Raw genomic sequence first — 14166 nt, forward strand, 5'->3', positions numbered from 1 at the left:
GAGCTTTTATTTACTACTTATCATTTCTATTTTTTTGGCTAAAGTAGCTTAATTTCGCCAATTTCTCAACACAGATTTTTACTCGCGGGTCGGAGTAGTACTTTTAAATGACCTTGTTATTGATTGTCGTTTTACTGTACCAAAAAGTATGACGAGCAACCCACAGATTAGCATTCCGTGAGTTGCTATTTTGAGGAGTGCATATTCTGGCTGATCATGAACACCCATTCTGGTCGATGGTGAACACTGATTCTGGCGCATCGTGAACACCTTTCTGGTCTGATGGTGAACAGTTTTACCTTGTCGCCAGAATCACTGTTCACGAACCAGAATTGATTTCCCGCATTGATATTTTTGACTGCTAACCTGTTGCCTTTTGCTTTAGGAAACAGGGATGCCAACCAAGAGATTATCAATGCGACAACTTCGAGAAATTCTTCGCCTGAAATTACAGGCAGACCTCAGTGTCCGGCAAATCCACCATAGTTTACGAGTGAGCGTCGGTGCCGTTTCCAAAGTCCTAAGTAATGCCAGTGAAATGAAGCTCAGCTGGGCTGATGTTGATGCGCTGGATGATGTGCAACTGGCGAACCGGTTTTATCCGCAAGCAGATACGCGTCAGTCTACTCAATTTGAAATGCCTGACTGGCGGAATGTGCATCAGGAGCTTACTCATAAAGGGGTGACTAAGCACCTGTTGTGGGAAGAGTACACAGAACAATATCCCAATCGCTGTTACAGTTATCCGCAGTATTGCCACCATTATCAGGTCTGGCAGAAGTTACAGCGCCGCTCAATGCGGCAGACTCACAAGGCCGGAGAAAAACTGTTTGTGGATTATGCCGGGCAAACAGTACCGGTAGTCAGTGCAAGCACCGGTGAAGTTCGCCATGCCCAGGTCTTTGTTGCGGTGATGGGTGCATCCAATCACACCTTTGCGGAAGGCACCTGGACACAGAGTCTGCCGGACTGGCTGGGCAGTCACGCAAGGGCGTTTAACTTCTTCGGCGGTGTCCCGCAACTAATCATACCGGACAACTTAAAGAGCGGCGTGAGCAAAGCCTGCCGGTACGACCCGGACGTGACACCAGCCTATCAGCAGTTAGCGGCTCACTATGGCTGCGCGATTGTTCCCGCCCGGCCCTATAAACCGAAAGATAAAGCCAAAGCTGAAGTCGGTGTGCAAGTGATTGAACGCTGGATATTAGCCCGGTTACGCCATTACACCTTCTTCTCACTGGCAGAGTTGAATACATGTATTGCAGCGCTTCTCAAAGACGTAAATAACCGTCCCTTCAAGCAACTTTATGGCAGCCGGCAGTCATGGTTCGACAGCATTGATAAGCCGGCACTCGCGCCTTTACCCAAGCAGGCTTATCAGTTTACCGACATCAAAACAGTCAAGGTTAATATCGACTACCATATCCAGTATGATGCGCACCTGTACTCCGTGCCGCATCATCTGGTTGGCGAGCGAATAGATGTGCATGCCAGTAGTGCCTTAATCACGCTGTACTTCCACAATAAAGTCGTCGCCAGCCATGCCAGGCAATATCGCCATGGCATGAGTACCGTTGCGGCGCATATGCCAACCCGCCATCAGAAACATCAGAGCTGGACGCCAGGCAGACTCATGAACTGGGCAAAGGATATCGGGGATGAGGTACTTGTCTGGGTAAAACACCAACTGGTCAGCAAATCACATCAGGAACAGGCCTACCGCGTGTGTCTGGGCCTGCTCAATCTCTCACGACAATATCCGCCACAACGACTCAATAAAGCCTGCGCTATCGCCAATCAACAGCATCTGTACCGGCTAAAACAGGTGAAAGCCATCCTGAACTCGAATCAGGACAAGCTGTGTCAGCACAATCAGGACGAATCGCAAAACCATCTGCCTCAGACCCATGAAAATATCCGTGGCCCGCAAAGCTTCCACTAACGCAGGAAAAGACAATGACTAACGCAACCTTAATGCTGCTCAGACAGTTAAACCTTACCGGCATGGCCGATGCGCTCACCATGCAACAGTCACAGCCGAATAACTACGATAACTTAAGCTTCGAAGAGCGATTGCAATTACTGGTCGATGCCGAACATCTCGAACGCGGCCAGCGAAAACAACAGCGGCTGCTAAAGGCCGCTAAACTCAAATTACATGCTACCGCCAGGGACATTGATTACACCCATCCACGCGGTTTAAAGCAGGCGCAAATGGCCAGCCTGCTGCAATGTGAGTGGGTGCATAAACACCAGAACCTGTTAATCACTGGCCCTTGCGGATGCGGCAAAACCTACCTGGCCTGCGCCACGGCTCACACCGCCTGCATGAAAGGCTACAGCGTCAGGTACTACCGGTTATCCAGACTCATGCTCGAACTGAGCCAGGCGAAAGCCGATGGTACTTACAGCAAAATGCTGCAACAGCTGGCAAAGATAGACATCCTCATCCTGGATGACTGGGGCCTGGAGCCTCTTAAAGCGGCTCAGCGCAACGACCTGATGGAAATCATGGACGACAGAAATAACCACAGCTCAACCATCATCATCAGCCAGCTACCTACCGACCAATGGTATCAATCTATCGGTGATAACACGCTGGCTGATGCCATTCTCGACCGACTGATGCACAACGCGCACCGGATAAAACTAAAGGGAGAATCAATGCGAAAAACACGCTCTGAGTTGACTGATGGTGAACACTTAGCGTAAAAATGGGCTTCGCCAATGCGGGAGATCTCAGGTGTTCACGATGCACCAGAATCCGTGTTCACGTTCGGCAGAATATGCAAGGAGAGTGGGTTGGTAGCTTATTCCGCTTCAACCATAACATCAAAGTAGGCAACTTCAGACACACCGAGAATGCTTGCCGTTACCATGAAAGTCGCTGTGGTATCGTATTCAACATCCGCTGAAGTAATGCTGATGACAGAGCCTTCAAGTGTTGCGGTTATTGCGCCACTCCCGGACACTTCAGTGATTTCCAGTTCATAATCGTCGGATACATCAGTACACACTCTGACAATGGTGAAGGATGAATCGCCTTTGGTGAACGTAGGAGTTTCGTTGGACAAATCCATATTGATATTCACTTCAGGAAACACATTGACGGTAACCGGTGTTGAGATTACGCCACTGTCGGTGCTTGCTACTACATTAAAAGACAAGGTACCAGTTTCATAAACACCGTTGCCTCGAATAATTAATGTGTTACTTAGTGAATAGGTTGACTCTAAGTCTACCGTCGCAAACGTATTGCCTTGTACATCTTCAATGGCCACTTTCACGTCTTCATCGCCATCATAATCGATAGTGAATGGCAGGTAATAAGTGTCCAAAAATTCAATTTGTACTTCGGTTTCATCAAGCTTTAATTCGAATGTTACTTGAGGAATTATCTCCACAGCAATTGTCGCTAAAACACTATTTGATCCATCAGTAGATACAATATCAACATTCGTCTGAGTTTCAAACTCAACGGTATCTGCCTCGATAATGATTTTATCGTTCTCGATACTTGCGGAAACTATACTTTCATCATGAGAAATTACATCAATCGGCTGTTTTCCACCGCTAGCAGTGTTGTTCTCATAACTTAATACCACCAATGTCTGTTCGTTAATTGATACATCATATTGTGAAACTACGAGAGAACTTTCATCGTCAGAATTCGGGTCTTCCATGATAGTTTCGCTTTCGACTTCGGTTGAGATGTTATCGGATACTGATTTTTCTGAATCTTCATTCTCTAACTGATTTGTCAATTCAGTAGTTTGGTTCTCTACTAAGGCTTCCTTTCCCGAACAACCAACAAGTCCTAATATTGTTGATATTAATAACGGTTGAATTACATTTTTCATAACGATGCCTTTAACAAGAGGTATATCTAATCAACGCAAAGTGGTGCTGAAACGAATCAGTGACACCAGATTGAGATTTAAATTGCACATTTGAATCTGCGATTAGCTTAGAAATACTTTGTTGAGGCCACAATTTGTGGAATCATTACTAATTATTGCAGGTCATACTTAAAATGGATGTTTTCGGGAGGGTGTCACTTTCATTTTCTGAATTGCATGTTATTAAGGTTCTGAAAGCTATGTGTTTTTGTTTTCATTCTGAATTTCCTCGTTATATACATAATGTATAAGCAGGAAACTGTACCGTTGTTACAAAAGGCACTTTATTTCGCGATTTTGTAAAGAGTGGTAGAAGTTTGGTATGGGGTTTAAGAGCAAGATAACACCAATTAGCAGCGTGTTACGCAATGAGAGCTAGTTGCTCGTGAGAAGATGCGAAAGCGTGAGCGTAGCGGATGTCTGTAGATTGATTCTATATGGATTGGACTTGAAAACTAAGTGTCAAATCAAAGCGTAAAACCGGGTGAGGCTTTCAAGCCCCACCTGGTTATTTGAGCTATTTGCTTTTTCTTCTGCGCAAAGTGAGGCCTAAGAAAGCCAAACCGGTAAGCATCAATGAATACACAGACGCTTCAGGAACAGGCGACACAGCCATAGTGTAAACGCCAGGTAATGCACCATCATTGCCGCTACCAGTCAGGTTGAATTGATAGTTACCAGCATCGAGGCCAAATGTGAAATTTTCAACTTGTGAGAGTGGGCTGCTATTAAACACAGATACTCCAGTATCGGTGTTGAAAAGTCCTACCAGGAAATTGTCGACGGCACCCATAGTCTGAAAAGAAAGGCTATAGAAAGCAGTTTCTAGATAAGTATCATTATCTAAACTGAAGGTAATTGTATCTGACCAGCGGCCAGGCTCAAAACCTACAGTGTTCGTGATAGTGTAAACCTGGTCAGAACTAATTGTGCCAAGGTCAAAGGCTTCTGCTTGTGCTACATTCATTGAAGAGAATACCAACAAGCTTAAACCCACTAGTGTTTGTTTAAGTTTTTGCATACTACATCCTTTCTTTGACGGAATATTAAAGTTGTAAATGAAACGCTTACTTAAAAATTGGCGATTTCTCACTGCAGTAAAGCATAGAGTGTGCCATGTATTTTTTGTTGTTTTTTATCATGGTCTTACGGTGATTTTAACGAGTTTGAGTTAATTTGCTTAAAATGATCTGTAAATAAAACTGACGATGCAATTTGGATAATTCTATACCTAAAGCCTCGAAATAACATTTCGTTGATCGATCGCCCCTTTCAACCTTGAGTAAACAGATATTCAATAACAAATCCTATAAGGATGTTTGCTGAATAATGTATAACCATTTGCAAATTTTATTAATACTGATTTAGGCAAAGAACGAGCAGAGACCAAAATTAATTTCGATTTTGTTATTTATTTGTAATTTCTTATCATGTTTTCTTTGTCAGAATTACTTACAACAGGAAAAAATCCAATATTTTGTTGATGCGCAAGGTATTGATTTTTAACCTTTTTATATGTAATGGTTTATTTTTTGCACAGTTTTTCTATAAGTTTAAATTGTTGTTTAAAGCTTATATGTTAATTAATTGATCAGAGGATGAACGACTAATGCTTTATAAAGTTGATGATAAAAATAGAGAAAAATTTGCAAAAGGGCTGCTTGCAGCAACGGCTGCATTAGCTATAAGCACGACTGCCAATGCTACAAACTATACATCTGGAAATATATCCGTTAACGAAACAATTTCGTCGGGGCAGAATACATCAGTTCTAGTGGATCTAAATGATATTTTCTTGAACCCATATAATCCCGAAACGGGGGAGTATCAGTTTAATAATATCTCTGCGAGTTTCTATATTTACTACAACCAAGAAGACTATTTGGGGCCAGAATATAGTGCAACTATAAACAATACTGATAATTACGTTCTCGATAGTACTTATACAGATACGTTAACTGGAAGACACGATGTTTACTATGATCCCAATGGAATTACGGTAGATGGAGAAACTTATAACCTAATCGTTGATTTGGAAAATACAGCGACCTACAGTTACGGTGTCGAGAGTGCAGGGATGTCGGTTACCGTAAGTTCGGATTCCGAAGTCAATACAGTAGATCTAGGTTTTGCCAGCGATATCAACTATTCACTGACCGAGATCAGTGACCCAACATACTCAACTCTTCCTGATCTGGAAGGTGTCGCGGTGAGAACTACTGACGTTACGTTTTTCGAATATTCAGAAGTCGCGACAACTTCTACAAGCTATCTTTCGGAAACAGAAGTGGGAGTGAGCGATCTCTATGGTGTAGCTTCAGAAAATGGTGTCTATAAACTAAGCTTTGACGATGTTATCGGAAGTGTTGAAATTGAAAGTGTTGGTTACTACTTTTACTACGATGTAAATCCTGACTATACAGCCTACGTTTCTCCTGTTCCTGAAACGTCGACAGTTGCAATGTTGTTTAGCGGCATAGGCATGATGGGTTTTGTAGCACGCCGTAAAAAGAAGGTTTGTCTAATAAAGTCATTAAGTTAAATAGTATCAATATAGAGTGTCGAGTCTTTTGCTATTTCAAAAGGCTCGTCACTAATTATATTGAGATATAGCGACCAAATTTTAGTAAAGGCTTATAGTTTCGAATCTGACCGCTGAAATGCAATCCATTTATAGATAACCGTGATAGTCATCGGGAAGGAGAACTGCATATCGCGCGGAACGACTATAGTTATATTCATACATCACGAAGTTGGGCGGAGTGTGAATACTTCTTGATAAACGACTGTTTGAACGAACTTGCTTTCAATAGATGTAGTGGTTAATAATTGAACAGGTTAGGGCTTTGAGACTTCTAATAAGGGATTATTGTGAAAATATTATTTTCTTTTTTAATTTTAGCAATTTCTACACCATCTTTTGCATTTGTTGACCTGAGATATCTGGCGCCAGACAACCCAATAACTTATGCGACCACGCCTGATATAGAGAGTATTGAAACGTTTCGCACATATTTCAGCGGTAATAATACCTACGATGCGGGCACAAGTGTTGCTATAGATTTTTCTGAAACGGATTTTTCTATCTACGATGTATTTACTGTTTCAATAAGAGCAATTGAATCTCATAACACGCACTCTGACTTTTATTACTATGATTTTACGTATCATAGTGACGTGCTTTCGTCAGATCCTATTGCTTTGTTTGAAGTGCCAGTAGATACATCATTCAGGTGGGCATCCTATTACATTGATGTCGAAGCTTTAGTAAATCCTGAGGAAACATTGTCTTATAATTTTTCTGTTTATACTGTATCCCCAGTACCTGAGGCATCAACTGTTGCAATGCTGTTCAGCGGCGTTGGAGTTATTTGCCTCATGACGCGGCGTAAGAAGAAAAGTTCTAGATAGTTTGGCCCAGACCACTTCTAAAAGTATGGAGCAATAGTTAAAGTTAGTTATCGCTTAATACTAGATATTTCAAAGTGGCTTAGTAGCCTAAACCGGTCAGGTATGGGGAGTTTCATGATCGGTTGCCTGATTTTTATGGCTTCAAAATCCGATATCAATTTTTTGATATCGGATTTTTTACATCTTTACTCAGCTTGATGAAATATTCAGTCATACGGAATATTCAAATGCAATTAGTTAGTTTATGTGTAACCGTCCGGTAATCCCCATATTTAAAAACTAACATTGCTACTGCATCGTGTTCTTTTACAAAGGAGAACATGCATGCGATATCAACGACGAGACGTAAATACCTGGCTGGCACTTTTCGAACGTCAGGAACAAAGTGGATTATCGGCGGTTGCGTTTTGCCGTCAGCATCAGATAAATATTCAGACGTTTTATGCCAGACGCAGTGACATTCGGCTTCAGCGAACCAGCAATAAGTTTGTTCACGTTAAGCGCGCAGTCACCACGTTCGAATCCCGTATTGAAGATGACGCGCAGACCCTTTCGTTTGAATGCGCTGCTTCGACATTGCGCATACCCGCCAATGTCAGCCCGCACTGGTTGGCCGACCTGATGAAGGCGCTGAACTAATGAGGATGTTCGTCGAGCCTTCTGACATTTATCTTTACCTGGGGAATGTCGACTTCCGTAAATCCATCAACGGCCTTATTGTCGTGGTGGAACAGCAGATGGAATTGGATCCGTTCCGAGATGTGTTGTTTGTATTCTGCAATAAAAAGCGGGATAAACTGAAGGTGTTGTACTGGGATAAAACTGGCTTTGCCCTGTGGTATAAGCGCCTGGAGAAGCATCGCTTCAAATGGCCATCAGACACTGAATTACAGCACATGCACCTGAGTGAGCAGCAGTTGCAGTGGCTGTTATCGGGCTTTGATGTGATACTTACTTAGCAGTGTCTGAAAAACAGACACAACAAAGTTATCGCTGTGCCTGTTTCATGCCGTTGCTTAGTCGGTTAAACCGCGGCGTTTCATCAGCGCATCTACTGTAGGTTCCTGACCACGGAACTCAACGTAGTTCTCCATCAAATCTTCACTGTTCCCTTTAGACAGAATTTCTTTGCGGAACAGATCGCCGTTTTCACGGGTCAGGCCACCATTTTCTGCCATATGGGCAAAGGCATCTGCTGCAAGCACTTCTGTCCACAGGTAAGCATAATAACCGGCTGAATAACCACCGGCGAAGGTGTGACTGAAATAGGCGGATTTGTAGCGGGGAGGCACCGGCGCATAATCAATGCCGTGCTTCTCCAGAGCTGCTTTTTCAAAAGCAGCCACATCTTTGACTTCCTCATCCGCGCCAATCATGTGCCATTCCATATCCAGCAAAGCGGCAGCCAGATATTCCACTGTGTTGAAGCCCTGGTTGAAGCTGACAGCTTTCATTACTTTATCCAGCAGAGCCTGAGGAATGGGTTCCCCGGTTTTGTAATGTTTGGCGTAGTTTGCCAGTACTGCAGGATCGATAGCCCAGTCTTCATTAAACTGAGACGGGAATTCAACGAAGTCGCGGGCCGTGTTCGTGCCGGCCAGGCTGGGATATTTTACCAGCGAGAACAGACCGTGATCTGCGTGACCGAATTCATGGAACAGGGTAGTGGTTTCGTCGAATGACAGTAAAGTGGGTTCACCCGGCGCCGGCTTAACAATATTAAGCTCGTTGTAGACAACAGGCTTAGTACCATTCATGAACGACTGAGTAACGAATTCACTCATCCATGCACCACCGCTCTTGCCTTCACGGGCGTAAGGGTCGAAATAGAATAAACCGATGTTAGAACCATCTTCATTGAAGACTTCAAAAAGACGGGCATCATCGACATACACAGGTAAATCAGTACGCTCTTTAAAGGTAATGCCGTACAGCTTTTCCATCGCAAAGAACAGGCCGTTTTCCAGCACGGAGTTCAGTTCGAAGTAAGGTTTAACTTCACTGTCGTCCAGATCGTATTTTGCCTTACGGACTTTCTCAGCATAATACGCCCAGTCCCACGGCTGTACATCACCTGTTACGCCATCAGCATGCATGACTTCTTCAATGGCAGCCGCTTCTTCTTTGGCTTTTTCCACTGCCTGCGGTGCCAGGTCGTCCAGGATTTTAAAGACATTTTCAGGTTTCTTCGCCATCTGGTTTTCAATGGCATAGGAGGCCCAGTTAGGGTAACCAAGTAAGGCTGCTTTCTCAGCACGCAGGTGTGTCAGTTCCAGAATAATCGGGCCATTGACATCCATCGCACGGGTCGCTGATTTTTCCCAGATTTTCTTACGCAGCTCACGGTTTTCCAGGCTGGTCAGAATGGGTTGGCGGGTGGTGTTAACCAGGCTGATCATATAGCCTTCTTTATCCGCCCCTTCTGCCGCTGACTTCAGGCTCGCTTTGTCGCTGTCAGAAAGACCGGCCAGTTCAGATTCATCAGTAACGATAATGGTGTCGTTTTTAAAAGATGCCAGAATATTCTGCGAGAACTGAGTTTGCAGCTTTGTGATCTGCTCATTAATGCCACGTACCTTCGCTTTTAGTTCTTCAGTCAGGTTGGCTCCGGCGCGGACAAACTGCTCGTAGGTTTTTTCCGTCAGACGCTTATCTTCTTTGTTCAGGCTGTCTTTATTCTCATAAACGGTTTTTACCCGTTCAAACAGCTTGCTGTTCAGATGAATGCTGTCACTGTGCGCAGTGAGGCGCGGAGACATTTCAGCTTCAATACGCTGAATTTCTTTATCAGAAATGATACTGGATAAGTTAAAGAAAATGGTAGCAACGCGGGTAAGCAACTCACCGCTTTTTTCCATTGCCAGAATGGTATTTTCAAACGTGGCCGGAGCTTCATTACCTGCAATGGCATCTATCTCAGCAGTATGCTCTTCCATGCCAAGTTCAAAAGCGGGTTCATAATTCGCAGTCTCGATTTTATCGAAATCCGGCGCCTGATAGTCCAGCGTACTGGGCTTTAACAGCACGTTTTCAGCTTGCACAGTTTTCTCCTCAGCCGATGCTGTGGCAGAGTGGGATTCTTCTTTGGCAGGGCTGCAGGCGGTCAGTGCCAGTGCGGCAGCTATCGCTGTTGCCATTAGTGACTTTCGCATTAGGTTCTCCATTGATGTCCCGGTTTGTTTTCCGGGTTATTGTTGTAACCGGTGAGAGGCTTCATTGAGGAACACAGGTTCCTTTGAAAACCGGCTTCATTCCTACTCTAGCAACACCGGCGTGAGCGGACAATATTAGCAGTCCCGCTGAACTGCATGTTTATCGTGAAAACTCAGATTTCACCGCTTTCTAAGCCGGTTTCCCTATGATAGAATGCGCGGCTAAAATTTGTGCAGTCAATGCAGTGCCGGTAAAGCGAATTTTCACTGTTACCGCCCGTTCCTGCGGGCCCTTTCAGGCGGTTTCTTCCGCCGTCACCGGCAAGCTCTCACGGAAGACATTTATTCGCACCCCGCACGGCATGTATCTTTGCATTTTACGGGGCCGGACTGCTGCACGTTATGAATATGATTAAGACAGAATTCGGGGTCATCGACGACTTATGGCAAAGACAAACCTTTTAAATCTGAACCGAGCAGCTTTGCGGGAATTTTTCGCTGACATTGGCGAGAAGCCTTTCCGTGCTGACCAGGTGATGAAATGGATTTATCACCAAGGTGTCAGCGATTTTAATGAGATGAGTAATCTTAATAAAAACCTGCGGGCTAAATTGCTGGAAAATGCAGAAGTTGTTGCGCCTGAAATTGCTTACTACCAGGAAGCCAGCGACGGCACAATTAAGTTTGCTCTGGCGCTGGAAGGCGGACAGGAAGTCGAGTCAGTGTGGATCCCTGAAGCAGAACGGGCCACCCTTTGCGTTTCTTCGCAGGTTGGCTGTGCGCTGGAATGTACTTTCTGTTCCACGGCGCAGCAAGGCTTCAACCGTAATCTGTCTGTCAGCGAAATTATCGGTCAGGTATGGCGTGTGGCAACCTTCCTGGGCCTGTCGAAAGATACATCTAAGCGACCCATTACCAATGTGGTAATGATGGGCATGGGTGAGCCATTGCTCAATCTTAAGAATGTCGTACCCGCTATGGATTTAATGCTGGATGACTTTGGTTTTGGTCTGTCAAAGCGCCGTGTCACGCTGAGTACATCAGGCGTTGTTCCTGCGCTGGATATGCTGGGCGATCAGATTGACGTAGCGCTGGCTATTTCTCTGCACGCTCCGACAGATGAACTTCGCAATGAAATCGTTCCTATCAATAAGAAATACAATATTGAGACGTTTCTTGCCGGTGTACGCCGTTATCTCAGTAAGTCCCGCGCGAATCAGGGCAAGGTAACCGTAGAATACGTTATGTTGTCGAACATAAATGACAGTACCGACCAGGCACACCAGCTGGCAAAAGTGCTGAAAGAAACACCGTGCAAAATTAACCTTATCCCGTTTAATCCGTATCCGGGTTCACCTTACCTGTGCTCAAGCAATTCCCGTATTGACCGTTTTGCCAAAGTACTGATGAGCTATGGCCTGACAGTGGTTGTGCGGAAAACCCGTGGCGACGATATTGATGCTGCATGTGGTCAGTTAGTAGGCGATGTGGTCGACCGTACGAAACGAATGTTAAAGAAACAGATGAAAGGTGAAGCGATTTCAGTAAAAATGGCGCAGTAAGGAATTAATTAAGAGGTAGGAGCTTCATGCGATTAGGCGTACTTGCTCTCGTTATTGCACTGACAGGATGTGTAAGCCAGAACCAGCAAAACGGGTATTCTGGCGATGATTTTGATATGGAACAGGCCGCAAAGAGCCGAATTTCTCTGGGCCTGACTTACCTTAAAAACGGCAATTACCAGCAAGCCAAAGTGAATCTGGACAAAGCGCTGGAATTCGCTCCCAGGTATGCTGACGCGCATTATTCGCTGGCATACTATTACCAAACCGTGGAAGAGTGGGGCAGAGCTGAACAGTCTTACGAGAATGCTCTGGATCTGGCGCCCCGCAATGCCGAAATTGCCAATAGCTACGGTGCTTTTCTTTGTCAGCAGAAAAAATATGACAAAGCTAATGACTTTTACAGCAAAGCACTGAATAACCTGCAATACGCAAATTCAGCGCAAACCTACGAAAATATGGCTATCTGTGCCGCTGACCAGGGCAAGCGTGAAGAAGCCATCGGCTATCTTACAAATGCGCTGAACCATCAGCCCGGCCGTTCCAAAAGCCTCTTCATGCTGACTCAGCTTTACGTTGAAACCGGACAATGGGACGAGGCTGAATCTGTTATGCGTCGTTACGAGCGTGTTTCCCGTGTCAGCCCCGAATCTGTGACGCTGGCTATCGCTATTGCTGAAGGGAAAGGCGATGCTGAGACCGCGCAGGGATACGGCGAAATGCTGGTCACTATGTATCCTCAGAGTGAGGAAGCAAAAGCCTACCGGGAAAGTATTATCCGCAAAGCCAATGCCTCTGCGCAAATAGTGCGCAGGGTCAAACCGAAGGCAGAGGTTCAGGCTAAAGCGCAAAAGGTGGTCAGCCCTGAAAGCGCTCCGGTCAGCAAAGAGCCTGCTCCGGTACAAAATACAGCTGCTTCTGGACAGAATGAACCACAATCTGACTTACCGGTACTGGAAGATCCTCAAACCCGCTATCATGAAGTGAAACCGGGCGAAAATTTGTATCGCATTTCGCTGAAATACAACATTAAAATGTCGCGCTTACAGGCCTGGAACAAACTCGCTGATCCCGGTGATATCGAGGTAGGTATGCGTTTACGTCTTTCGCCCGAAAAATAACACTCACAAGGTATTCAATGAGCACAAACGAAAACCCGGTTGATGAACAGAACACGGCTCCCACTCCCGGCGAAATGTTGCGGGATGCGCGGGAGAAAGCCGGATTAAGTCAGCAACAAATGGCTGATAAACTGTTTCTGAAACTGAAAAATGTCGTGGATATCGAAAATGATCATCTGGACGAGGCAATGTCGGCAACGTTCCAGAAAGGCTATGTCCGCATGTATGCCAGACAACTGGGCATTCAGGAAGCGCCTGTCATCGATAGTTTTAACCGGCTGCATACTGTCACCAGACCGCCGGCGCGTTTACAGAGTTTTTCAAAGCGCGTAGCAAAGCAGGCCCATGACGATCGCTGGATGATGGTCACCTGGATCATGTTGCTGTTACTGGTGGTGGCGTTGGTTGCCTGGTGGTATCAGCAGTCTGACGGTTTGACGTTCTCTGAACCCTCCGCTGAAAAAGAAGCTGCAACAACCCTCTCAGAATCCCAGCAAGCAGCAGACCCTGCTGTGAGCGAATCTGCACAGCCGTCACTTTCAGCCGCTGAGGAAGCTTCAGACTCCGCAATTGAATCTGCTGCTGCGGACACGAACCCTGAGGATACAGCGCCTTTGCAGCCTGACATTCAGCCTGAAGGCGACCAACCTGAAGCTGACGTATCAGATGTCACAGAAAGCGCACCGGAGCAAAGCAGCGGCGACATGACCGGCGTTGATGATGCCTCCGCATCCGGTGACAATGCAGAAACAACTGATATTACCGGCGCGGCCACTGTGGAGCTGGTACTTACCTTCGCCGAAGATTGCTGGATTAATATCGAAGATGCCACTGGCGAAGCTATCGCTTATGGTGTGAAAGCCTCCGGACGGGTGATGCCTGTGAGTGGCCAGCCGCCGTTTAAAGTAACTTTAGGTGCACCTGATGGTGTGAGTATTACCTATGACGATGAAGCCGTTGATATTTCCGCGTTTCAGGTTGGCAGAATCGCCCGCTTCACGTTACCAATGCAGGACTAATC

12 protein-coding genes are annotated in these 14166 nt (G+C 45.4%); 9 read left to right on the top strand and 3 right to left on the bottom strand.

What is annotated here, in order from left to right:
- The first annotated feature begins 394 nt into the window (after positions 1 to 394).
- Both istA and istB read left to right on the top strand, forming a co-directional pair.
- Positions 395 to 1942 (top strand): IS21 family transposase, encoded by a 1548-nt coding sequence (istA, locus tag ACXAGR_RS02535; protein ID WP_474847945.1) that lies wholly within the window; start codon positions 395 to 397, stop codon positions 1940 to 1942.
- Positions 1943 to 1956: 14 nt separating this feature from the next.
- Complete coding sequence (istB, locus tag ACXAGR_RS02540; RefSeq protein ID WP_474847947.1) at positions 1957 to 2712, top strand: IS21-like element helper ATPase IstB; 756 nt, start codon at positions 1957 to 1959, stop codon at positions 2710 to 2712.
- A gap of 98 nt (positions 2713 to 2810) precedes the next feature.
- Here istB and ACXAGR_RS02545 read toward each other — a convergent pair whose 3' ends face one another.
- Together ACXAGR_RS02545 and ACXAGR_RS02550 are read right to left on the bottom strand one after the other, a co-directional pair.
- Positions 2811 to 3860, bottom strand: a complete 1050-nt coding sequence (locus ACXAGR_RS02545; protein WP_474847949.1) for a hypothetical protein — start codon at positions 3858 to 3860, stop codon at positions 2811 to 2813.
- A gap of 556 nt (positions 3861 to 4416) precedes the next feature.
- The gene (locus ACXAGR_RS02550; RefSeq protein ID WP_474847951.1) at positions 4417 to 4920 is read right to left on the bottom strand and encodes an FxDxF family PEP-CTERM protein; all 504 of its coding nucleotides are present in this window, start codon (positions 4918 to 4920) and stop codon (positions 4417 to 4419) included.
- A gap of 588 nt (positions 4921 to 5508) precedes the next feature.
- Between ACXAGR_RS02550 and ACXAGR_RS02555 the strand changes: the two genes are divergently transcribed.
- The 4 genes from ACXAGR_RS02555 to tnpB all read left to right on the top strand — a co-directional run bounded on the left by ACXAGR_RS02555 (position 5509) and on the right by tnpB (position 8269).
- Complete coding sequence (locus ACXAGR_RS02555; RefSeq protein ID WP_474847953.1) at positions 5509 to 6441, top strand: PEP-CTERM sorting domain-containing protein; 933 nt, start codon at positions 5509 to 5511, stop codon at positions 6439 to 6441.
- A gap of 329 nt (positions 6442 to 6770) precedes the next feature.
- A complete protein-coding gene (locus tag ACXAGR_RS02560) occupies positions 6771 to 7310 on the top strand; it encodes a PEP-CTERM sorting domain-containing protein (protein ID WP_474847955.1) in 540 nt (179 codons plus the stop codon).
- Between the two features lie 324 nt (positions 7311 to 7634).
- On the top strand, positions 7635 to 7949 hold the full coding sequence (gene tnpA / locus ACXAGR_RS02565; RefSeq protein WP_474847957.1) for an IS66 family insertion sequence element accessory protein TnpA: 315 nt from the start codon (positions 7635 to 7637) through the stop codon (positions 7947 to 7949).
- Positions 7949 to 8269, top strand: coding sequence for an IS66 family insertion sequence element accessory protein TnpB (tnpB, locus tag ACXAGR_RS02570; protein WP_474847959.1), 321 nt, complete (start codon positions 7949 to 7951; stop codon positions 8267 to 8269). The genes tnpA and tnpB overlap by 1 nt, the downstream gene beginning before the upstream one ends.
- Positions 8270 to 8326: 57 nt before the next feature.
- Here the strand turns inward: tnpB and ACXAGR_RS02575 are convergent, their stop codons facing one another.
- Positions 8327 to 10462, bottom strand: a complete 2136-nt coding sequence (locus ACXAGR_RS02575) for a M3 family metallopeptidase (RefSeq protein ID WP_474847961.1) — start codon at positions 10460 to 10462, stop codon at positions 8327 to 8329.
- Positions 10463 to 10905: 443 nt separating this feature from the next.
- Here ACXAGR_RS02575 and rlmN point away from each other — a divergent pair, with 443 nt between their 5' ends.
- Genes rlmN through ACXAGR_RS02590 form a run of 3 tightly spaced genes read left to right on the top strand, consistent with a single transcriptional unit; the run spans position 10906 to position 14164 of the window.
- Positions 10906 to 12024: a dual-specificity RNA methyltransferase RlmN gene (gene rlmN / locus ACXAGR_RS02580; protein ID WP_474847963.1), complete on the top strand. Its 1119-nt coding sequence runs from the start codon at positions 10906 to 10908 to the stop codon at positions 12022 to 12024.
- Positions 12025 to 12050: 26 nt separating this feature from the next.
- Positions 12051 to 13145: a type IV pilus biogenesis/stability protein PilW gene (pilW, locus tag ACXAGR_RS02585; protein WP_474847965.1), complete on the top strand. Its 1095-nt coding sequence runs from the start codon at positions 12051 to 12053 to the stop codon at positions 13143 to 13145.
- Positions 13146 to 13162: 17 nt separating this feature from the next.
- Positions 13163 to 14164, top strand: a complete 1002-nt coding sequence (locus ACXAGR_RS02590; protein ID WP_474847967.1) for a RodZ domain-containing protein — start codon at positions 13163 to 13165, stop codon at positions 14162 to 14164.
- Positions 14165 to 14166: the final 2 nt, after the last annotated feature.

It is taken from the genome of Alteromonas sp. ABH4_457, assembly GCF_056160625.1.